General features: G+C 64.7%; 21 protein-coding genes. 10 read left to right on the top strand and 11 right to left on the bottom strand.

What is annotated here, in order from left to right; translation table 11 throughout:
• Positions 1 to 3: 3 nt before the first annotated feature.
• The 5 genes from FIU89_RS18150 to FIU89_RS18130 all read right to left on the bottom strand — a co-directional run bounded on the left by FIU89_RS18150 (position 4) and on the right by FIU89_RS18130 (position 4,256).
• The gene (locus tag FIU89_RS18150; protein ID WP_152493890.1) at positions 4 to 375 is read right to left on the bottom strand and encodes a hypothetical protein; all 372 of its coding nucleotides are present in this window, start codon (positions 373 to 375) and stop codon (positions 4 to 6) included.
• A gap of 10 nt (positions 376 to 385) precedes the next feature.
• On the bottom strand, positions 386 to 1,156 hold the full coding sequence (locus FIU89_RS18145) for a DUF6478 family protein (RefSeq protein WP_152493889.1): 771 nt from the start codon (positions 1,154 to 1,156) through the stop codon (positions 386 to 388).
• A 100-nt stretch (positions 1,157 to 1,256) separates the two neighbouring features.
• Positions 1,257 to 1,835, bottom strand: coding sequence for a hypothetical protein (locus tag FIU89_RS18140; protein WP_152493888.1), 579 nt, complete (start codon positions 1,833 to 1,835; stop codon positions 1,257 to 1,259).
• Positions 1,836 to 1,843: 8 nt separating this feature from the next.
• Positions 1,844 to 3,601: a dihydroxy-acid dehydratase gene (gene ilvD / locus FIU89_RS18135; RefSeq protein ID WP_152493887.1), complete on the bottom strand. Its 1,758-nt coding sequence runs from the start codon at positions 3,599 to 3,601 to the stop codon at positions 1,844 to 1,846.
• 76 nt (positions 3,602 to 3,677) lie between these two features.
• Positions 3,678 to 4,256: a DNA-3-methyladenine glycosylase I gene (locus FIU89_RS18130; RefSeq protein WP_152493886.1), complete on the bottom strand. Its 579-nt coding sequence runs from the start codon at positions 4,254 to 4,256 to the stop codon at positions 3,678 to 3,680.
• 113 nt (positions 4,257 to 4,369) lie between these two features.
• On the opposite strand from FIU89_RS18130, the gene FIU89_RS18125 reads away from it, so the two are divergent.
• The 5 genes from FIU89_RS18125 to FIU89_RS18105 all read left to right on the top strand — a co-directional run bounded on the left by FIU89_RS18125 (position 4,370) and on the right by FIU89_RS18105 (position 9,485).
• On the top strand, positions 4,370 to 5,209 hold the full coding sequence (locus FIU89_RS18125) for an EAL domain-containing protein (protein ID WP_152493885.1): 840 nt from the start codon (positions 4,370 to 4,372) through the stop codon (positions 5,207 to 5,209).
• Positions 5,210 to 5,339: 130 nt separating this feature from the next.
• A complete protein-coding gene (locus tag FIU89_RS18120) occupies positions 5,340 to 6,515 on the top strand; it encodes an acetyl-CoA C-acetyltransferase (RefSeq protein WP_152493884.1) in 1,176 nt (391 codons plus the stop codon).
• A 72-nt stretch (positions 6,516 to 6,587) separates the two neighbouring features.
• Entirely contained in the window at positions 6,588 to 7,415 is an 828-nt protein-coding gene (locus tag FIU89_RS18115) for a patatin-like phospholipase family protein (protein ID WP_152493883.1), read from the top strand.
• Positions 7,416 to 7,524: 109 nt separating this feature from the next.
• Positions 7,525 to 8,247 carry an acetoacetyl-CoA reductase gene (gene phbB, locus FIU89_RS18110; RefSeq protein ID WP_152493882.1) on the top strand — a complete coding sequence of 241 codons (723 nt, stop codon included), beginning with the start codon at positions 7,525 to 7,527 and terminating at the stop codon, positions 8,245 to 8,247.
• Between the two features lie 299 nt (positions 8,248 to 8,546).
• The gene (locus FIU89_RS18105) at positions 8,547 to 9,485 is read left to right on the top strand and encodes a transcriptional regulator GcvA (protein ID WP_152493881.1); all 939 of its coding nucleotides are present in this window, start codon (positions 8,547 to 8,549) and stop codon (positions 9,483 to 9,485) included.
• A gap of 51 nt (positions 9,486 to 9,536) precedes the next feature.
• Here FIU89_RS18105 and FIU89_RS18100 read toward each other — a convergent pair whose 3' ends face one another.
• From FIU89_RS18100 to FIU89_RS18090, 3 genes are all read right to left on the bottom strand, one after another.
• Complete coding sequence (locus FIU89_RS18100) at positions 9,537 to 9,701, bottom strand: YdcH family protein (RefSeq protein WP_082630751.1); 165 nt, start codon at positions 9,699 to 9,701, stop codon at positions 9,537 to 9,539.
• Between the two features lie 111 nt (positions 9,702 to 9,812).
• A complete protein-coding gene (locus FIU89_RS18095; RefSeq protein ID WP_254701731.1) occupies positions 9,813 to 10,568 on the bottom strand; it encodes a tRNA1(Val) (adenine(37)-N6)-methyltransferase in 756 nt (251 codons plus the stop codon).
• Positions 10,565 to 10,786: a DUF2007 domain-containing protein gene (locus tag FIU89_RS18090; RefSeq protein ID WP_152493880.1), complete on the bottom strand. Its 222-nt coding sequence runs from the start codon at positions 10,784 to 10,786 to the stop codon at positions 10,565 to 10,567. Before FIU89_RS18090 ends, FIU89_RS18095 begins: the two co-directional genes overlap by 4 nt.
• Positions 10,787 to 10,842: 56 nt before the next feature.
• Here FIU89_RS18090 and FIU89_RS18085 point away from each other — a divergent pair, with 56 nt between their 5' ends.
• Positions 10,843 to 11,844: a polyprenyl synthetase family protein gene (locus tag FIU89_RS18085; RefSeq protein WP_152493879.1), complete on the top strand. Its 1,002-nt coding sequence runs from the start codon at positions 10,843 to 10,845 to the stop codon at positions 11,842 to 11,844.
• A 6-nt stretch (positions 11,845 to 11,850) separates the two neighbouring features.
• Here the strand turns inward: FIU89_RS18085 and FIU89_RS18080 are convergent, their stop codons facing one another.
• The 3 genes from FIU89_RS18080 to FIU89_RS18070 all read right to left on the bottom strand — a co-directional run bounded on the left by FIU89_RS18080 (position 11,851) and on the right by FIU89_RS18070 (position 16,151).
• Entirely contained in the window at positions 11,851 to 12,687 is an 837-nt protein-coding gene (locus FIU89_RS18080; RefSeq protein ID WP_152493878.1) for a 4-(cytidine 5'-diphospho)-2-C-methyl-D-erythritol kinase, read from the bottom strand.
• Positions 12,674 to 14,386, bottom strand: coding sequence for a tetratricopeptide repeat protein (locus tag FIU89_RS18075; RefSeq protein WP_254701730.1), 1,713 nt, complete (start codon positions 14,384 to 14,386; stop codon positions 12,674 to 12,676). Before FIU89_RS18075 ends, FIU89_RS18080 begins: the two co-directional genes overlap by 14 nt.
• A gap of 118 nt (positions 14,387 to 14,504) precedes the next feature.
• Positions 14,505 to 16,151: an electron transfer flavoprotein-ubiquinone oxidoreductase gene (locus tag FIU89_RS18070; RefSeq protein ID WP_152493877.1), complete on the bottom strand. Its 1,647-nt coding sequence runs from the start codon at positions 16,149 to 16,151 to the stop codon at positions 14,505 to 14,507.
• A gap of 282 nt (positions 16,152 to 16,433) precedes the next feature.
• On the opposite strand from FIU89_RS18070, the gene greA reads away from it, so the two are divergent.
• The 4 genes from greA to FIU89_RS18050 all read left to right on the top strand — a co-directional run bounded on the left by greA (position 16,434) and on the right by FIU89_RS18050 (position 19,139).
• Complete coding sequence (greA, locus tag FIU89_RS18065; protein WP_152493876.1) at positions 16,434 to 16,904, top strand: transcription elongation factor GreA; 471 nt, start codon at positions 16,434 to 16,436, stop codon at positions 16,902 to 16,904.
• Positions 16,905 to 16,931: 27 nt separating this feature from the next.
• Positions 16,932 to 17,948 carry a hypothetical protein gene (locus tag FIU89_RS18060; protein ID WP_152493875.1) on the top strand — a complete coding sequence of 339 codons (1,017 nt, stop codon included), beginning with the start codon at positions 16,932 to 16,934 and terminating at the stop codon, positions 17,946 to 17,948.
• An 89-nt stretch (positions 17,949 to 18,037) separates the two neighbouring features.
• The gene (locus FIU89_RS18055; protein WP_152493874.1) at positions 18,038 to 18,493 is read left to right on the top strand and encodes a universal stress protein; all 456 of its coding nucleotides are present in this window, start codon (positions 18,038 to 18,040) and stop codon (positions 18,491 to 18,493) included.
• 85 nt (positions 18,494 to 18,578) lie between these two features.
• Positions 18,579 to 19,139 (top strand): NifU family protein, encoded by a 561-nt coding sequence (locus FIU89_RS18050; protein WP_152493873.1) that lies wholly within the window; start codon positions 18,579 to 18,581, stop codon positions 19,137 to 19,139.
• Positions 19,140 to 19,142: the final 3 nt, after the last annotated feature.

Here is a 19,142-nt window from a genome sequence, read left to right as displayed (position 1 = left end):
GCCCTACATCGTCTCCAGGCAGTGGCGGCGGAAGGCGCGTTTGAGCATGTCCAGCTCTTCGCGCAGGAGCGTCACCTCGGCGCGGATATCGTAGGCCAGCGCATCGCCCGAAACGATGGAGAAGCTGCCGAGGGCGGTGCCGGTCTGCTTGTCGGAAATCAGGAAAGTCTGCACCCCGTCGGCGATGCGGTCGGCGGGGATGGGGACCCGCAGGACCCAGGCCTGTTCCTCGGGTTTCTCGACGACTTCGACGCCGGCGATGCTGTCTTGCAGGTGCGTGACCGACACGTCCGGGCGGCGGTCGCCGGCGCCGGTGATGACCCCTTCCCAGACGCCTTCGAAGAGGCGCGTCTTGGTCAATGTCAGCTCTTGCATCGGTGTCCTCCTAGAATTCCGCGCGGGGCCGGCGGCTGAAGGTGAGGTCGCGCAGGATGACCTGGCTCATCTGGGGGTTCTCGAAAATCAGGTCGATCCAGGCGCGCTCGATCCGCTTTTCGTTCAGCTTGGAATAGGCCAGGTCGAACTCGACCATGATCTCTTCTTCGTGCAGCGGCAGTTCGCGCACGATCTGTTCGGTGTTCGGGCCGTGCTTGATGTTGAGCCGCGCGAAGATCTCCAGCGACTTTTCCATCTCGACGATGGTGTCCATGCGGATCAGGTGACGCTGCTGCAGGCCGCGGACCGCCGCCTCGGGCAGGTCGAGCACGAGCGACAGGAAAGAGCCGTCGAAGCTGAAGACGTCCATGCGCAGGCCGAAGGGCGCAAGATCGGCCTCGCGGGTGTTGCGCAGCTGGCGCAGGGTCAGTTCGGAGTGTTGACAGTCGTGAAACAGTGTCAGCTCGTGCCCCAGTTGCGTCTTGCTGAGGACAGAGGATCGCCCCGGCACGGCCAGCGGTTCGCGCCAGATCGCGGGGCGCCAGGACCAGTCGGTGCCGTGTGGCTTGGGGAAGGCGTGGCTGCCGATCATCGGCAGGGCCAGCCGGTTGTCGGCATGGCTGATCAGCTCGTTGAGATGGTAGCGCAGCTTGCGTGCTTCGGAGCGTTCGGCGCGAAGCTGTTCCAGCGTCATCGACGTGGCGTCGCGAACGGTTTGTCGCCATCGCCGCAGGTCGCGCCGATGGGCCAGCCAATCCAGTCCTGAACGTTTCAGCCCCATCCGCGTCGATCAATCCCGTCTGGTCGTGCCACAATCTGCCCCTCTGGAGGTTTTCATAGCATTAACCTGAGTTTCGAAACAATCCATTGCTTGCCTCGGCTTACTGCGCACTGGCGCTCCGCAAGGCGCGGGCGAGATCGGTAATGAAGCGGCGGCCGGACGTGCCGGCAAGGGTGCTGCCGCGCGGTGTATAGACCGCAAGGCTTACGAAATGGTCGTTGATGACCATGCCGCCGCGCCAGTAGCGCGGGTCGCCTCCGGGCAGGGCCAGTTCGCCGCCTGCGTCCAGATGCACCAGCGCGAGCCCGTCGGTATCTATCGCGGCCAGCGGTTTCTTCGGGGCGGCGCTGGCGGCGATGGTCGCCGCGGTGGGCTGCGCGCGGCCCGGCTGCTTGTCCGCGACGTTGACCACGATCAGGGCCGGGGGAACGGTGACGCCCGGCTCTCCGCTGAGCGACTCGCAACTGCCCAGGAGCACGAGGCGGTTGGAAGGCTGGCGGCGGACGCTGTCGGCGTCGACGCAATAGCCGCGCGGGCCGCGCACCACCACGTCGCCATCGTAGAGCGCCAGTGCCTTGACCACGTTGGGCTCGTCGGACGTACCGCCCGGCCCGAGATCGCCGCAGGCGGCCAGCGACCACAGGAGGGCCGCCAGCCAGATTGGTCGGAGGGCGCGCACGGGCAGGCTCAGAGGTCCGCGTAGACGTGACGCTCGGCCTCGGCGCCGGGATGGGTGACCGCGCCCTTGTAGGTCTCGCCCACGAGCTGGGCGTATTTCCAGAGTGCGCCGGAGGCGTAGATCGTCTCGCGCGGGCCAGGCCAGTCTTTCTTGCGGGCTTCCAGTTCCTCGTCGCTGAGGTCCACCGAAAGCTCGCCCCTGATGGCGTCAATGGTGATCATGTCACCATTCTTGAGCATCGCGATGGGGCCGCCATGGGCCGCTTCGGGGCCGACATGCCCGACGCAGAAGCCGCGCGTGGCGCCGGAGAAGCGGCCATCGGTGATGAGCGCGACCTTCTTGCCCATGCCCTGACCCGAGAGGGCGGCGGTGGTGGCCAGCATCTCGCGCATCCCGGGGCCGCCGGCGGGCCCCTCGTTGCGGATGACGATGACCTCGCCTTCCTTGTATTCGCGTTTCTGAACGGCGGCGAACGCGTCTTCCTCGCATTCGAACACGCGGGCGGGGCCGGTGAAGACCTGGTGTTCCGGTGCGATGCCCGCGACCTTCACGATGGCACCCTGCGGCGCGATGTTGCCCTTGAGGCCGACGACGCCGCCCGTCTTGGTGATCGGGGTTTCGATGGGGTAGATAACCTTGCCGTCGGCTTTGCGCTCGATCCGGTCAAGTTCTTCGCCGATGGCGCGCCCCGTGGCGGTCATGCAGTCCTCGTGGATGAGGCCGGCCTTGCGCAGTTCTTTCATCACCACGGGGATGCCACCCGCGTCGTAGAGGTCCTTGGCGACGTATTGCCCGCCCGGCTTGAGGTCTACGAAATAGGGCGTGTCGCGGAAGATTTCGCAGACATCGTCGAGGTAGAACTCGATCCCGGCCTCGTGCGCGATGGCGGGCAGGTGCAGGCCTGCGTTGGTGGAGCCCCCCGTACAAGCGACGACCCGCGCGGCGTTTTCCATCGACTTGCGGGTGACCACGTCGCGGGCGCGGATGTTTTTCTCCAAGAGGTCCATGACCGCGCGGCCCGACGCCTCGGCGTACTGGTCGCGGGATTCGTACGGCGCTGGCATGCCCGAGGAGTTCATCAGGGCAAGGCCGATCGCCTCGGAGACGCAGGCCATGGTGTTGGCGGTGAACTGGCCGCCGCAGGCCCCCGCGGAGGGACACGCCACGCGTTCGAGCGTATCGAGCGCCTTGTCGGACATGGTGCCGTTCTGGTTCCAGCCCACGGCCTCGAACATGTCCTGCACGGTGAGGTCGCGGGTGCGGAATTCCTCGGGGATCTCGTCGATCTGGGGGGCCTTGCCCGGCAGGATCGAGCCACCGTAGATGAAGACCGACGGCACGTTGAGGCGCACCATGGCCATCATCATGCCGGGCAGGGACTTGTCACAGCCGGCAAGGCCCACGATGGCGTCATAGCAGTGGCCGCGCATGGTCAGCTCGACCGTATCCGCGATGGCCTCGCGGGAGGCGAGCGACGAGCGCATCCCCTCGTGCCCCATGGCGATACCGTCGGTGACGGTGATGGTGGTGAATTCGCGGGGCGAGCCCTTGGCCTCTTTCACGCCGCCCTTGACGGCCTGGGCCTGACGGTTGAGCGCGATGTTGCAGGGCGCGGCCTCGTTCCAGCAGGTGGCGACGCCGACGAGGGGCTGGTGAATCTCCTCCTCGGTCATGCCCATCGCGTAATAGTACGAGCGGTGCGGCGCGCGCGCGGGCCCTTCGGTCACGTGGCGGCTGGGCAGTTTGCTTTTGTCGAACTTGGTCATCTGGGCCTCCCCTGAAATCTTCGGATCCGGTCTAGGCCAGAGCCGCGACGGGGGCAAGCTTTCGCGCGGGCAAAGTTCAGCGCGGCGGCGTGGCCATTGCTGCCACGGGGGCGTGGCGGTGACACGTGACGACGTGGTCGTTGACCATGCCCACGGCCTGCATGAAGGCATAGACGATGGTCGGGCCGCAGAATTTGAAGCCACGTTTCTTCAAATCCTTCGAAATTGCGCGGGATATTTCGGTTTCGGTGGGCACTTCGGCCAGGCTGGTCCAGCGGTTCTGCAAGGGTGCGCCGCCCATCCAGGACCACAGGTAGGTGTCGAAGCCTTGTTCGGCCTCGATCTCCTGCCAGGCGCGGGCATTGGTGATGGTGGCTTCGATCTTGCCGCGGTGGCGGATGATGCCGGGATCGCCCAAAAGGCGCTGCACGTCCTCCTCGCCCCAGGTGGCGATGAGATGCGGGTCAAAGCCTTGGAATGCCGCGCGAAAATTCTCGCGCTTCTTCAGGATGGTGATCCAGCTGAGGCCCGCCTGAAAGCCGTCGAGAATGAGCTTTTCCCACAACGCGCGGCTGTCCCATTCGGGCACGCCCCATTCGGTGTCGTGATAGGCCTCGTAGATCGGATCTGTGCCGACCCAGCCGCATCTTTCCATGGTTCAAGCCCCCCGGTTTCGCCTGTTGCGGACAGTATGACTCAAATGCCCCTTTTAACAATTCCTTAGACTGCGTGGCGCTTATTGGGCAGCGGTGGAGTACGGAGAGATTCATGGGTGACAAGAGATTGAAGTGGGCGAACGTGCCAACGGGGCATCACAACCCCCTGGCCTATGCGGTGTCGGTGCGGGACCAGTCGGTGATCCAGATGGTCGAGGAGGCGGTGCGGCACGGTGACGTGATGCTGGCCTACCAGGCCGTGGTGCCGTCCGGGCGGCAGGACCGGCCGGCCTTTTACGAGGGGCTGGTACGGGTGCTGGATGAAACTGGCCGGATCATCCCGGCGCGCGACTTCATCCATGTGATCGAAGCGATGGAAATGGGGCGGATCGTAGGTTGCCTGTCGCTGGAAAAGGGCATCCGCACCTTACGCGAGCATCCCGATATCCGCCTGTCGATCAACATGTCGGCGCGGTCCATCGGCTATCCGCGCTGGATGCGCACGCTGAAACGCGGGCTGGCGCAGGACCCGACGCTGGGAGAGCGCCTGATCCTCGAGATTACCGAAAGCTCGGCCATGCTGGTGCCGGAACTGGTGGTGAGCTTCATGGCCCGGCTGCAACGGAAGGGTATCAGTTTCGCGCTGGACGATTTCGGGGCGGGGTTCACCTCGTTCCGCTACCTGCGGGATTTCTATTTCGACATCCTCAAGATCGACGGGCAGTTCGTTCGCGGGATCGCGGACAACCCGGACAACCAGGTGCTGACGCGGGCGCTGATCTCGATTGCCGAGCAGTTCGACATGGTCACCGTCGCCGAAAGCGTCGAGCGCCCCAATGACGCCATCTATTTGCAGAATATCGGCGTGCATTGTCTGCAGGGCTATTATTTCGGCGCGCCCACGGTGCAGCCGCCCTGGCTGGAAACGGCCAAGGCGGCGGCGACGGCCTGACCTGTGACAACGGCTACAGTTGCCGCATTGCGGCGACTGCGCTACACCCTGCGTGATGCGGGGAATCCGGGGGCCGCGCATGACGCGCTGCCCTTCGGTCCTCGGCCAGCAAGAAATGGTGGAGGACACTATGACCAATGTTGTTATCGCCTCGGCAGCACGGACCGCTGTCGGCTCTTTTTCCGGCGCGTTTGCCAACACCCCGGCGCATGACCTGGGCGCGGCTGTTCTGGAAGCCATCGTCGAGCGCGCGGGCATCGACAAATCGGAAGTTTCCGAGACCATCCTTGGCCAGGTCCTGACCGCGGCGCAGGGCCAGAACCCCGCCCGCCAGGCGCATGTGAATGCGGGCCTGCCGATCGAAAGCGCGGCCTGGGGCATCAACCAGGTGTGCGGGTCGGGCCTGCGGGCCGTGGCGCTAGGCGCGCAGCACATCCAGTTGGGTGATGCCGATGTCGTGGCCGCTGGCGGGCAGGAGAACATGACCCTCAGCCCCCACGCCGCGCATCTGCGCGCCGGGCACAAGATGGGTGACATGAAATACATTGACACGATGATCCGCGACGGTCTGTGGGACGCCTTCAACGGCTATCACATGGGCCAGACCGCCGAGAATGTCGCCGAGAAGTGGCAGATCAGCCGCGAACAGCAGGACGAGTTCGCCGTCGCCAGCCAGAACAAGGCCGAGGCGGCACAGAAGGCGGGCAAGTTCGATGACGAGGTGATCCCGTTCACCGTCAAGTCGCGCAAGGGCGAGACGGTCGTGGACAAGGACGAATACATCCGCCACGGCGCCACGATGGACGCGATGCAGAAACTGCGCCCGGCCTTCACTCAGGACGGCTCGGTCACCGCGGCCAATGCCTCGGGCCTGAACGACGGTGCGGCGGCCGTGCTGCTGATGAGCGCCGAGAATGCCGAGAAGCGCGGGATCGAGCCGCTGGCGCGGATCGCCTCCTATGCCACCGCCGGCCTCGACCCGTCGATCATGGGCGTCGGCCCCATTCACGCCAGCCGCAAGGCGCTGGAAAAGGCAGGCTGGAGCGTCGATGACCTGGACCTGGTGGAAGCCAACGAGGCCTTCGCCGCGCAGGCCTGTGCCGTGAACAAGGACATGGGTTGGGACCCGTCGATCGTGAACGTGAACGGCGGCGCGATTGCCATCGGCCACCCGATCGGCGCCTCGGGCTGCCGCGTTCTGAACACGCTGCTCTTCGAGATGAAGCGCCGCGATGCCAAGAAAGGGCTGGCCACGCTGTGCATCGGCGGTGGCATGGGCGTGGCCATGTGCATCGAGCGCCCGTAGGCGACTGATTTGAGACGACAAGACAGGCCCTCCGGGGCCTGTTTTTCAATCCGAGCCCCAGGACAGCCCCAGATGATGTTGCCCGACAACCCTCCTCAGATCGTGTTTTCCGGCGGCGGGTTGCGGTGTTTCTGGCAGGGCGGTTTCCTGACCCGGCTAGAGGCCGAGCGCAAGTTCACGCCCGAGCGGGTGACCGGGGTGAGCGGCGGTGCGATGGCGTGTGCGGCGTGGATCGCGGGCCTGGAGCACCGGCTGCTCGACGTGATGTGCGACGCGTTCGAGGACCGCGACCACAACCTCGATCTTTTTGCCGCCGACGAGGACGGGATCACCCCGCACCAGCGCATCTATTGCGACGTGGTGGAAACAGTGCTGGACAAGGCGGCCTGCGAGGCCGTCGCGAACGGCCCGGCCTTTCAGATCCAGATCGCGCATCCGCCGTCGAACGGAAATCCGACGATGACGGGCACGGCTCTGGCCGCGGCCTATGAGGCGGAGCTGCATGTCGTGGGCAGCCCGCATTTCGACTGGGCCGAGAAGATGGGCCTGACGGCGCAGCTGGTCGACGCCAACCAAGCGGCGCGGGACGGGCGGCTGGTGGAGCTGGTGAATGCGGCTGCGGTGATTCCGCCGGTGTTCGAACCGCCGCTTTGGGGCGACCGGCGCGTGGTGGATGGCGGGATGGCCGACCAGGCGCCGCTGCCCGAACCGGACGAGGGCGAGACGCTGGTGCTGCTGACCCGGCAATACAGGAACCTGCCGGATGTGCCCGGACGACTCTATGTCTGGCCGTCCGAGGAGACGCCCGCCGACAAGATAGATTTTACCGACCCGCAAAAGCTGCGCGAGACGTGGACATTGGGCGAGCGCGACGCGGAGGCGTTCCTGAACAGCGGATGAGTGCCCCGCGGCAAAAAGAATTGCGCAAGAATGTTGCGCTTTGCGCGCAGGGTGAGTAGCAAAGTTTCCGAGACAACCAACACTGGATAGAAAGACTGGAGGAGTTCCCATGGCGAGAGTTGCCCTTGTGACAGGCGGTAGCCGCGGTATCGGCGAGGCCATTTCGAAGAAACTGAAGGAGGAGGGCTACGAGGTTGCCGCCACCTATGCGGGCAACGACGAAGCCGCGGCGAAGTTTACCGACGAAACCGGCATCAAGACCTATAAATGGAACGTGGCCGATTACGACGCCTCGAAGACCGGAATCGAGACCGTCGAGGCCGAGCTGGGCCCGATCGACGTGGTGGTAGCCAATGCGGGCATCACCCGTGACGCGCCGTTCCACAAGATGACGCCGGACCAGTGGAAGGACGTGATCGACACCAACCTGACCGGCGTGTTCAACACGGTGCACCCGGTCTGGCCGGGAATGCGCGAACGCAAGTTCGGGCGCGTGATCGTGATCAGCTCGATCAACGGCCAGAAGGGGCAGTTCGCACAGGTCAACTATGCCGCGACCAAGGCGGGTGACCTTGGGATCGTCAAGTCGCTGGCGCAGGAAGGCGCGCGCGCCGGGATCACCGCGAACGCGGTCTGCCCGGGCTATATCGCCACGGAAATGGTGATGGCGGTGCCCGAGAAGGTGCGCGAATCGATCATCGGTCAGATCCCGGCGGGCCGGCTGGGTGAGCCCGAGGAGATCGCCCGCTGCGTGGCGTTCCTGGCGTCGGACGATGCCGGGTTCATCAACGGTTCGACCATCTCGGCCAACGGGGCGCAGTTCTTCGTCTGAGGAGGCCGAACCCACGAAAAGCGAAAGGGCCGGTCAGGGGAACCGGCCCTTTCTGTTTCCAGAGACCTGCAACGATCATCTGGAAGGTGACTTGCGCCCCAGCCAGCCGAGAAGTTCGCCGAAAGCGCGGCTTCGTTCGTAATGGGCGGCGCGATAGGCGTCGCGGGTGCGGGCGTCGAAAGAGGTCTCGATCATGGTCGATCCTTTCAGGGAAACTTGATTGATTTGAATATGAGGCTTTGTGTAGGTGACCGCAAACGAGACTTTTCAGCGCTTCAGTTAAGTTATATTTTAGTGAGATGAGTGATCGCCTTCCCCCTTTGACGGCCTTGCGCGCCTTCGAGTCCGCAGCGCGGCACATGTCGTTTCAGAAGGCGGCGGCGGAATTGAACGTGACGCCCGCTGCGCTGTCGTTCCAGATCAAGTCGCTGGAGGAGCATCTGGGTGCAGCGCTGTTCCGGCGGTTGAACCGGGCGGTGGAACTGACCGAGGCGGGGGCCGCGCTGGCGCCGGGGTGCCGCGACGGGTTCTCGGCCCTGTCGGCGGCCTGGACGGCGACGCGGCGGGCGCTGGACAGCAGCACGCTGACGGTGACGGCGGGGCCGGCCTTTACCGCGAAATGGCTGGCGCCACGGCTCTACGAGTTTGCGCAGGCGCATCCCGAGATCGAGCTGCGATTCACGGCATCTTTGCGGCTGATGGATTTCGACCGCGACGAGGTGGACGTGGCGATCCGGTTCGGGCACGGGGCGGATGAGGGGCTGTATTCGCTGCCGCTGGCCGAGGAATGGGTGACGCCGATGATGACGCCCGCGCTGGCCGAACGGTATCCGACGATAGAAAGCCTGCGCGAGGCGGTGCTGATCGTCGATCAATCGATCGATTTCCTGGATCCGGCGACCGACTGGGCGGCCTGGTTCCGGGCGATGGGCGTGGACCCGGTCGAGCCGCACGGCCCGCGATTTTCGCAAGGCGACCATGCGGTGGACGCGGCTTTGGCGGGGGTTGGCGTGGTGCTGGGGCGCCGGGCGCTTGTCATCAAGGACCTGATGGAAGGCCGGCTGGTCGCGCCCTATAGCAAGGCCGTGAGCGCCGGGGCGCAGTTTCGCTTTGTCTGTCGCAAGGGCGCCGAGGACAAACCCCAGATCAAGGTTTTCCGGGAATGGATGCTGGCCGAGACTGCCAAGGGGTTCGAGACGACGGCCAAGATGGAGATGGTGCCGCTGGTGCCCGCATGATCACGAGATGCGCCCGGAGAGGCGCATCCCGATCAGTCTTTGCGTGACATGTTAATGGGAAAGTCGTTCGATCTCTTCCTTCAGTCGGAGTTTCTGCTTTTTCATGCTTGAGATTTCGAGGTCGGGTGTGCCCGGGGCACGCTGTGCCGCTTCGACCTGATCCGAGAGAGCCTGGTGTTTCTTCTTAAGTTCCTCGACATGTGAACTCAAAGCCATGAATGCGTCTCCTCTTTCTGATATGCACGGGATAGTGCAGCACAAAAGATATAATCTGTCACGCTGCGTGCGCAAAATCGGGCGGCGGGATTTAGCTACAACTTGCCTAAATCAGGCCGGGAAAGGCAGTTCCCCGCCGTCGCGCAGGATGCAAGCCGTTGCCGGGGTGTAGTTTTCGGAATCGTTAACGTGCACCTGCCCATTATGCAGGCACCAGCCGTCATGCAGCCGGAATGCGGCCCGTCCGCCGCGCCGTCCGCGCAGAAGGACCAGCCGCGCGTCCCGTCCGGGACGGGGAATCAGTGGCAGAAGCTGAAGGCTGCCAAGGTGGCGCGCGGCGTGGGACAGAAGCTCTGGCAGGCGCTCGGCGCGCTGGATGAAGGTGGTGGTGCCCTTGGGCCGGGTGCGCTTGGCGGCGGCGGCGACCCAATCTGCAAGGGGTGTATCCTCGCCCATGGCGCCTTCGCGGCCCGGATCGGTGGCGGCGGTGCTGGCGGCACGGTCGAAATAGGGCGGATTGGCCAGCACGTGGTGGAACTGCCGTTCTTTGAGCGTGCCGGGCATGGCGGAAAGATCGCCCTCGATGACCTCGAACGGCAGCTCGTTCGCGGTGCCGTTCCATCGGGCAAGGGCCGCATAGGCGGGCTGGCGCTCCAGGCCCGTCAGGTGGATGTCTGGCACCCGTCGGGCCAGGCACAGCCCCGCGACACCGACGCCGCAGCCGAGGTCGAGCACGGTGTCGCCCGGATGCGCGGGAATGCTGGCGGCCAGGAGCACAGGGTCGATGCCGGCGCGATAGCCGTTCCGGGGTTGCAGGATCTGCAGCCGTCCGCCGAGAAAATCGTCGCAGGTGGTCGGGTGCGTCACGAAAGCGCCTCGACCTCGATCCCGTTGTCCTGAAGGGCCTGGCGGGCGGGAAGATAATCATCCTCGCTGACCATGAGGCGTCGGGGGAAGATTCCGATGCCGCCCTCGAGGACGCTCATGTTTACGTCCAATTCAAAGCAGTCTATATCCTCGCCCTGAAGCAAGGCTTTGGCGAATGCCATCACGGTCGGGTCGGTGGTGCTGAGAAGATGCTTCATGGGGATGACTTAAGGACACCGGACGCGCATTGTCGAGCCTGAGTGACGGGAGTTTGATGGGACTGGACCACGCCGCAACCAAACCGCACGAAGCGCTGGCCTCGCATTTCGAGGGCAAGCTTGGCGAGGTCAATAACCTGATCCGTGCGCGGATGGCGTCACGCCACGCGCCGCGCATCCCGGAAGTGACGGCGCACCTGGTCGAGGCGGGCGGCAAGCGGCTGCGACCGATGCTGACGCTGGCGGCGGCGGACCTGTGCGGATATCTCGGCGAGGACGACGTGAAGCTGGCCGCGACGGTGGAATTCATCCATACCGCGACGCTGTTGCACGACGACGTGGTGGACGAAAGCGCTCAGCGCCGCGGTCGGCCCACGGCGAACCTTCTGTTCGACAACAAGTCCAGCGTGTTGACCGGGGATTACCTGTTCGCGCGGGCGTTCCAGCTGATGGTGGAAACCGGATCCTTGAAGGTGCTGGACATCCTGTCCAACGCCGCGGCGACGATTGCCGAGGGCGAGGTGCTGCAACTGACCGCGTCGCGCAGCCTGAAGACGGACGAGGACGTGTATCTGCAGATCGTGCGGGGCAAGACCGCAGCGCTGTTTTCGGCGGCGACCGAGGTGGGTGGCGTGATCGCGGGCGTATCGGACGACCAGGTGCAGGCGCTGTTCGATTACGGCGATGCGCTGGGCATCGCGTTCCAGATTGTCGATGACCTGCTGGATTACCAGGGCGATGCCAAGGCCACGGGCAAGAACGTGGGCGACGATTTCCGCGAGCGCAAGCTGACCCTGCCGGTGATCAAGGCGGTGGCGCTTGCCGACGAGGGCGAACGCGCGTTCTGGGCCCGGACCATCGACAAGGGCGACCAGCGCGACGGCGACCTGGACGAGGCGCTGCGGCTGCTGACCCATCACGGCACGCTGGAGGCGACACGGGACGACGCGCTGGCCTGGACGGCGAAGGCCAACGCGGCGATGGCGCAACTGCCCGAACATCCGGTGCGGGACATGCTGCTGGCGCTGTCGGATTACGTGGTGGCCCGGATCCGCTAGCGGCGGTCAGGGCTGCGCGTTGAGGCGGGTGGCGGTGATCCACCAGCCCGGGTTCTCTTCTTTCAGACGTCCTTCGGCGGCGCGGGCCGTTTCCTCGCCGGTGTAGAGGCCGAAGCAACTGCTGCCAGAGCCGGTCATCCGGGCCATGCGGCAGCCCGCCGTCACAGTGAGCGCGCCCAGTACCTGTGAGATCACGGGCGTCTGGCTGATGGCGGCATACTCCAGGTCGTTGCGCATCCCCCGAAGCCAGTCGATAAAGTCGATCGCACTGAGGTTCTCGGGGATTTCCGAGGGCATCGGCGTGTTGTTCTTCTGGCCGACGGCGGCAAAGACGTCGGGCGTGCGCATGGGCACGCCGGGATGGATCAGCACCGCGTGGAGGCAGGGCAGGTCGCGTGCGGCGGTCACCTGTTCGCCGATCCCCCGCATCCTTGCGGCGCCGTTGCCAAGGCATACCGGCACGTCGGCACCCAGCGCGCTGACATCGGACGGAATGGGCGTGTCAGTCAGGCGCGACAGAACGCGCAGGGTCGCGGCGGCATCCGACGACCCGCCGCCAAGGCCGGCAGCATGGGGCAGAACCTTGTCGAGGGTGATATCGGCGCTGGCCCCCATCAGGTCGGCGGCTCGCAGCACGAGGTTGTCGGACCCGTCCGGCACGCCCTTTGCCATCGGCCCGCTGACCGTAAGCTGCGGCGTGTCCGACAATGTGACGGTCAGGTGATCGCCCACATCGGCGAACATGACCAGCGAATCGAGCAGGTGCATACCGTCGTCACGCTGCCCGGTGATGTGCAGTGTGAGGTTGATCTTGGCCGGGGCGAAGCCCTCAGCCGCCGTCATCGGCAACCTCCAGCGGGGGCGAGCCTTCTTCCTGCAGCACGACGTCGAGGCCGACCTCGAGCTTGCGGCGCATGCGGTCGGGATCGACATCGGGCGAGGGGTTTTCCTTGTCGACGAAGGACAGCGCGCGCCTCCACTGGAACCGGGCCTCGACCTCGCGGCCCACGGCCCAGAGGACGTCACCGAGGTGGTCGTTGACCACCGGGTCCACCGGCATCAGTTCGGCGGCGCGTTCCATGTGACCAATGGATTCCTCGTAGCGGCCCAGCCGGTAAAGAACCCAGCCGAGGCTGTCGATGATATAGCCCGACTCGGGTTGCGCCTCGGCGGCGCGTTCGATCATGTCGAGCGCCTCGTCCAGTTTCTGTTGTTTTTCGACAAGCGAATAGCCGAGGTAGTTCAGCACCTGCGGATGTTCGGGGTTCAGTTCCAGCGCCTTGCGGAAATCGGCCTCGGCCTCCTCCCAAGTGCCTTGGCGTTCGTGGCTGATGGCCCGGGCATAGTAGATGAACCAGTGACCCGGCTGCGCCTCGCCCAGAAGCTCGATGGCCGTGTCATATGCGGTAACGGCCTTGCCGTAGTCTTCGTTCTGGCGATGGAGGTCGGCGGCTGCGACATGCACCATGGGCAGGTCGGGATGGGACTCGCGCAGCTGTCCCAGAACCTCGATGGCGGTATCCAGCTTGTCGGCGCGGCGCAGCGCCTCGGCACGGCCCATTTCGGCGGCGGTGAACGAGGGGTGATCGCGCGGCACGCTCTTGTAAGTCTGCGTGGCCAGTTCGTAACGTTCCAGCGACTCCAGGAGTTCCGCGGACATCAGGACCGCGTCGATATGATCGGGATTCAGGTACTGAGCCACACGGGCGTAGAGCAGGGTGTAGTCATCGCCCATGTCGCCCAAGAGGGCCTGACCTATGGAAAAGAAGACCTCTGCGACGCCATCCTGCGGCCCGGAGATCATGTCGAAGGCGACCGGCAGGCCGGTTTCCAATTCGGCGCGCAGTGCCAGGATCTCGGGGTCCGGGGTGGTGCCGAACGCATCGTCCAGGAGGGCGATGGCCTCGTCGTTGCGCTCCAGTTGGCTGAGAACGGTGATCCAGGCGCGGGTGCCGCGGCGGGTGCGTTGCAGCGGCGCATCCTGGCCCTCGCCGGAGAAGATGGCCTCCGCGGCCTCGAAATCGCCCACGGAGGCGAGCGCCAGCGCCTTGTGATAGAGGGCGAAATTCTTCAGGCCGCGTTCCTCGGCGACCTCGTCGAACAGGGCGAGGGACGCATCGACATCGCCGCGGGCCAGTTCGGTCCAGGCCATGACCAGACCGTCGGCCAGCTTGCCGATGCCGTTGCCGGCCTCGATCCGCTCGATCACGGCGTCGTGGTTGCCCTTCGACATGTCCTCGGCGATCAGGGCCATGAAGGCGACCTGGCTTTCGAGATCCTGTTCCTCGATCTGCCGCGCCACCGGAACGGCGCGGTCGATGTCGCCGAGCGCCATGAAGGCGATGGCGGTGCTTTCGAGAATCACGGGGTTTGCCGCGTCCCGGGTCAGCGCCTGCGTGTAGTACCGGGCGGCCGCGTCGAAGTCGTTGAGGTAGCGCGCCTGCCTTGCAGCGAGGTACGCGCCGACATTGATGTCTGCCAGTGCGGGCAATGCGATGCCCTGCAACAGCGCGGCGATTGCGCCTGCGGTCAGGATTTTCACGGGTACGAGCTCCCTGCCTCTGCGGTCTGTGATTGCGCGAAGGTAGTATGTGGCGCGTGCCAACGCAATGAGGGCGGCTGATTTGCCGCCCTCGCATTCGCATCATTTCGCCTGTTGGTCACATATTGGGATAATTCGGCCCGTCGCCGCCCTGGGGCGTGGTCCAGACGATGTTCTGGGTCGGATCCTTGATGTCGCAGGTCTTGCAGTGCACGCAGTTCTGGAAGTTGATGACGAATTGCTGCTCGCCGTCCTTTTCCACGAACTCGTAGACGCCTGCCGGGCAGTAGCGGGCCGAGGGGCCGGCATACTTGGGCAGGTTCACCTGTACAGGGACGGTCGGGTCCTTCAGCTTGAGGTGGGCAGGCTGGCTTTCCTCGTGGTTGGTCATCGAGAAGCTGACATTGGTCAGCCGGTCGAAGCTGAGCTTGCCGTCGGGCTTGGGATAGTCGATTTCCTTGTGCTTGCTGGCCGGTTCGGTAGCCTCGGCATCGTTCTTGCCGTGGCCGATCGTGCCGAAGAACGAAAAGCCCAGCGTGTTGGTCCACATGTCGAGCCCGCCAAGCGTGAGCGAGGCGGTGAGGCCGTACTTGGACCACAAGGGTTTGACGTTACGGACCTTTTTCAGGTCCGCCCCGATGGCGCCGTTGCGGACTTCGGTCTCGTAATCGGCCAGTTCGTCGCTGGCGCGCCCGCCCTCGATGGCGGCGTGGGCGGCCTCGGCCGCGGCCTTGCCCGACAGCATGGCGTTATGGTTGCCCTTGATGCGAGGCACGTTGACCATGCCGACCGAGCAGCCCAGCAGGGCGACGCCGGGGGCAACCATCTTGGGCATCGACTGGTACCCGCCCTCGGAAATGGCGCGGGCGCCGTAGGCGACGCGTTTGCCGCCTTTCAGCAGGTCGGCCACCACCGGGTGATGCTTGAACCGCTGGAATTCCATGTAAGGGTAGAGGTGCGGGTTCTTGTAGTTCAGGTGCACCACGAAGCCCACATAGACCTGGTTGTTGTCGAGGTGGTAGATGAACGAGCCACCGCCCGCGTTCTTGCCCAAGGGCCAGCCCATCGTGTGGGTGACGGTACCTTCGCGATGCTTTTCCGGGTCGATTTCCCAGATTTCCTTCATCCCGAGGCCGTATTTCTGCGGCTCCTTGCCTTTGGAAAGGTCGTATTTCGCGATGACTTCCTTGGAGAGCGACCCGCGCACGCCTTCGCCCAGGAACACGTACTTACCGTGCAGTTCCATGCCGGGCTCGTAGCCCGGTCCGGGGGTGCCGTCGGCGTTCTTGCCGAATTCGCCGGCCACGACGCCCTTTACCTCGCCGTTCTCGCCATAGACGATTTCCGAGCAGGCCATGCCGGGGAAGATCTCGACACCCAAGGCCTCGGCCTGTTCGGCCATCCAGCGGCAGACATTGCCCATCGAGACGATGTAATTGCCGTGGTTGTTCATCAGCGGCGGCATGGGGAAGTTGGGGATACGGACCTTGCCCGCCTCGCCCAGCATGTAGAAATTGTCTTCCTTGACCGGGACGTTCAGGGGAGCGCCCTTTTCCTTCCAGTCGGGGATGAGCGCATCGAGGCCGCACGGATCGAGCACCGCGCCCGACAGGATATGCGCGCCCACCTCGGAGCCTTTTTCCAGCACGACGACCTCGCGCTCGGGGTCGAGCTGTTTCAGGCGGATCGCGGCGCTCAGGCCCGCGGGCCCCGCGCCGACGATCACGACGTCGTATTCCATGGCTTCGCGTTCGACTTGGGTCATCTTGGTCCTCTCCTGGTCGTCCGGTCGTATTCCGGCCCGCGTAAGAAACTTCGCAACTGGTTATCGCGCGGGGTTGCGCAAGGTCAATTCGAACACGACGTAACAGGTACCCAAAAGCGTCAAAAAGGCGCAAGTTTCGGCGCGATTGCGCGGGCGACGGTCAGGTCCCACTTGCATTGCCGGGTCAGGTCGGGTCAATCTGTCGCGCATGGTTTGAAAATGGCACGGGGTCGCGGAAGGGCGGCCCCTTGGTGATACTAGGGACAGAAAAAAGGACAGGTCATGGATAAGATCCCGATGACACAGGACGGTTTCGATGCGCTGAACGCGGAGCTGAAACAGCTGAAATCCGTCGAGCGCCCCGCCATCATCAAGGCGATTTCCGAGGCGCGCGAGCATGGCGACCTGTCGGAGAATGCCGAGTACCACTCCGCCAAGGAAAAGCAGTCCTTCATCGAGGGCCGTATCAAGGAACTGGAAGGCGCGATCAGCCTGGCGGACGTGATCGACCCCAAGAAGCTGTCCGGCCCGATCAAGTTCGGCGCCACGGTGACCCTGGTGGACGAGGATACGGACGAGGAAAAGACCTATCAGATCGTGGGCGAGTACGAGGCCAATATCGAAAAGGGCCTGCTGAACGTGAAATCGCCGATCGCGCGTGCGCTCATTGGCAAGGAAGAGGGCGATAGCGTAGAAGTGCGCACACCAGGTGGCGACAAGGCCTACGAAGTGCTGAAGGTCGCCTTTATCTGACCCGATACCTTTCACTCAGGTTTGCCCATGACCGACCGAAACCAGTCACCGCAGACGCCGCTTGGCGTCTATGACCGGCCCCGCAAGGACAGGGTGACCGGGGTCGAGGTGATCGCGCTCGCCCTGACAGCGGTGTGGCTGCTGGGAACGGCGGTGTTCTTTCTGGTGCTGGAGCCGATGGGCATGTTCACCGAATCCGGCGGGGCGCTGCAGTTCGTGGTGGTGCTGCTGGCGATCTTCATGCCGGTGGCGATGATCTGGGTCGCGGCGACCGCGGCGCGGTCCAGCAAGGTGATGCGTGAAGAGAGCCAGCGCTTGCAAACGGCGATCGACGCGATCCGGCAAGCTTACGTGGCGCAGAGCCAGGGCGTCCATGACGTTTCGCAGACCTCTGTCGCCAAGAAGCTCGAGGAAATCGCGGCGGCGCAGCGCAAGACGGAGACGGCCCTAGCCACGTTCTCGACCGTGCGGCAGGCCACGGAGCCGCGCCCCGCGCCGGTGCACGCGCCGGAAGAGACCAGCTCCGACCAGGTGGCGCTGCCGCTGGGCACGCCGCCCGAGGACATGACGCCCCCCTTGGCCACCGAGGATTTCATTCGCGCGCTGAACTTTCCCGAGAATGCCGAGGACAGGGCCGGCTTTGCGGCGTTGCGGCGGGCGCTGAAGAACCGGCAGAGCGCGCAGTTGATCCAGGCCAGCCAGGACGTGCTGACGCTGCTGTCGCAGGACGGTATCTACATGGACGACCTGCGCCCCGACATGGCCCGCCCCGAGGTCTGGCGCCGCTTCGCCGCCGGGGAACGGGGGCGCGCCGTGGCCGCGCTGGGCGGGGTGCGGGACCGTTCGTCGCTGGCGCTGACGGCCGCGCGGATGAAGCAGGACACGATCTTTCGCGATGCGGCGCACCACTTCCTTCGGCTTTTCGACCGCACGATCAGCCAGTTCGCCGAGGTGGCGACGGATGCCGAGATGTCCGAGATGTCGGACACGCGTACGGCGCGCGCCTTCATGCTGGTGGGCCGGGTGGCGGGCACGTTCGATTGATAGCGGTCCGGTCGGCCCAACCCGAAAGCGGCGGTTGCCCGATGCCTTCGAACCCGGCAATATGAACGCCGCAAGACAAAGGGAACATCATGCGCAAGTTTCTCGTGGTGCTGGACGACAGCCGCGAATGCCTCAACGCGATGCGGTTCGCCGCCATGCGCGCCAAGAACACGCAGGCCGGTGTCGAAATTCTCGCGGTGATTCCGCCCGAGGAGTTCAACCACTGGATCGGCGTTGGGGACATCATGCGCGAGGAGGCCCGCGAGCGAATCCACGCGCATTTCGAGGTTTTCGCCAAGTGGATGCGCGACAAGCAGGGCATCGACCCCGAGCTGGTCATCCGCGAGGGCGAGCCGGTGGCCGAGATCATGGCGCAGGTCCAGGAAGACACCGAAATCGGCGTGCTGGTGCTTGGCGCCAGTGCCGACAAGAAGGGCCCGGGCCCGCTGGTGTCGCAATTGTCGAAGAATTCCGGTGGGTTGCCGATCCCGATCACCATTGTTCCGGGTGATTTGAGCAAGGAGCGGCTGGAAGCGATCACGTGACCGTCTTTTTTAGAATCGTTCCAAACCTTGACAGCGCCCACCCCGCTGCGCATATCTTGAGCAACTGAAAAAGAGGGCGCGCACCATGTTCATCCAGACAGAATCGACCCCGAATCCCGCAACGCTGAAATTCCTTCCCGGCCAGACCGTGCTGGAAGCCGGGACCGCGGATTTTCCCACGGCGGACACTGCCGACAAGTCGCCGCTGGCCGCGCGCGTCTTTGGCGTGGACGGTGTGACCGGGGTCTTCCTCGGCAATGATTTCGTCACCGTGACCAAGCAGGACGCGGTGGAGTGGGATCACGTGAAGCCCGCGATCCTGGGCGCGATCATGGAGCATTTCCAGTCCGGTCAGCCGGTCATGACGGGCGAGGCCGCCGAGTCGGGCCACGCCGCGAGCGAAGGCGAAAACGCGGAAGTCATCGACCAGATCAAGCAGCTGCTGGACACCCGCGTGCGCCCGGCGGTGGCGCAGGATGGCGGCGATATCACGTTTCATGGCTTTGAACGCGGCGTTGTCTACCTGCACATGCAGGGCGCCTGTGCCGGGTGCCCGTCCTCGACCATCACCCTGAAGATGGGGATCGAGAACCTGCTGCGCCACTACATCCCCGAAGTCACCGAGGTGCGTCCGGTCGGGGTCTGACCT

It is taken from the genome of Roseovarius sp. THAF27 (assembly GCF_009363655.1).
Taxonomy (GTDB): domain Bacteria; phylum Pseudomonadota; class Alphaproteobacteria; order Rhodobacterales; family Rhodobacteraceae; genus Roseovarius.
This window is presented reverse-complemented; position numbering and strand designations above follow the sequence as displayed.

What these genes read in the sequence shown, in the direction of transcription:
- FIU89_RS18105 (WP_152493881.1), top strand. Translation starts at nt 8,547, where the DNA reads ATGAGTGATCGCCTTCCCCCTTTGACGGCCTTGCGCGCCTTCGAGTCC.
- FIU89_RS18070 (WP_152493877.1), bottom strand. Translation starts at nt 16,151, where the DNA reads ATGACCCAAGTCGAACGCGAAGCCATGGAATACGACGTCGTGATCGTC.
- greA (WP_152493876.1), top strand. Translation starts at nt 16,434, where the DNA reads ATGGATAAGATCCCGATGACACAGGACGGTTTCGATGCGCTGAACGCG.
- FIU89_RS18050 (WP_152493873.1), top strand. Translation starts at nt 18,579, where the DNA reads ATGTTCATCCAGACAGAATCGACCCCGAATCCCGCAACGCTGAAATTC.
- FIU89_RS18150 (WP_152493890.1), bottom strand. Translation starts at nt 375, where the DNA reads ATGCAAGAGCTGACATTGACCAAGACGCGCCTCTTCGAAGGCGTCTGG.
- FIU89_RS18055 (WP_152493874.1), top strand. Translation starts at nt 18,038, where the DNA reads ATGCGCAAGTTTCTCGTGGTGCTGGACGACAGCCGCGAATGCCTCAAC.
- FIU89_RS18145 (WP_152493889.1), bottom strand. Translation starts at nt 1,156, where the DNA reads ATGGGGCTGAAACGTTCAGGACTGGATTGGCTGGCCCATCGGCGCGAC.
- FIU89_RS18060 (WP_152493875.1), top strand. Translation starts at nt 16,932, where the DNA reads ATGACCGACCGAAACCAGTCACCGCAGACGCCGCTTGGCGTCTATGAC.
- FIU89_RS18090 (WP_152493880.1), bottom strand. Translation starts at nt 10,786, where the DNA reads ATGAAGCATCTTCTCAGCACCACCGACCCGACCGTGATGGCATTCGCC.
- ilvD (WP_152493887.1), bottom strand. Translation starts at nt 3,601, where the DNA reads ATGACCAAGTTCGACAAAAGCAAACTGCCCAGCCGCCACGTGACCGAA.
- FIU89_RS18125 (WP_152493885.1), top strand. Translation starts at nt 4,370, where the DNA reads ATGGGTGACAAGAGATTGAAGTGGGCGAACGTGCCAACGGGGCATCAC.
- FIU89_RS18115 (WP_152493883.1), top strand. Translation starts at nt 6,588, where the DNA reads ATGATGTTGCCCGACAACCCTCCTCAGATCGTGTTTTCCGGCGGCGGG.
- phbB (WP_152493882.1), top strand. Translation starts at nt 7,525, where the DNA reads ATGGCGAGAGTTGCCCTTGTGACAGGCGGTAGCCGCGGTATCGGCGAG.
- FIU89_RS18130 (WP_152493886.1), bottom strand. Translation starts at nt 4,256, where the DNA reads ATGGAAAGATGCGGCTGGGTCGGCACAGATCCGATCTACGAGGCCTAT.
- FIU89_RS18085 (WP_152493879.1), top strand. Translation starts at nt 10,843, where the DNA reads ATGGGACTGGACCACGCCGCAACCAAACCGCACGAAGCGCTGGCCTCG.
- FIU89_RS18120 (WP_152493884.1), top strand. Translation starts at nt 5,340, where the DNA reads ATGACCAATGTTGTTATCGCCTCGGCAGCACGGACCGCTGTCGGCTCT.
- FIU89_RS18100 (WP_082630751.1), bottom strand. Translation starts at nt 9,701, where the DNA reads ATGGCTTTGAGTTCACATGTCGAGGAACTTAAGAAGAAACACCAGGCT.
- FIU89_RS18080 (WP_152493878.1), bottom strand. Translation starts at nt 12,687, where the DNA reads ATGACGGCGGCTGAGGGCTTCGCCCCGGCCAAGATCAACCTCACACTG.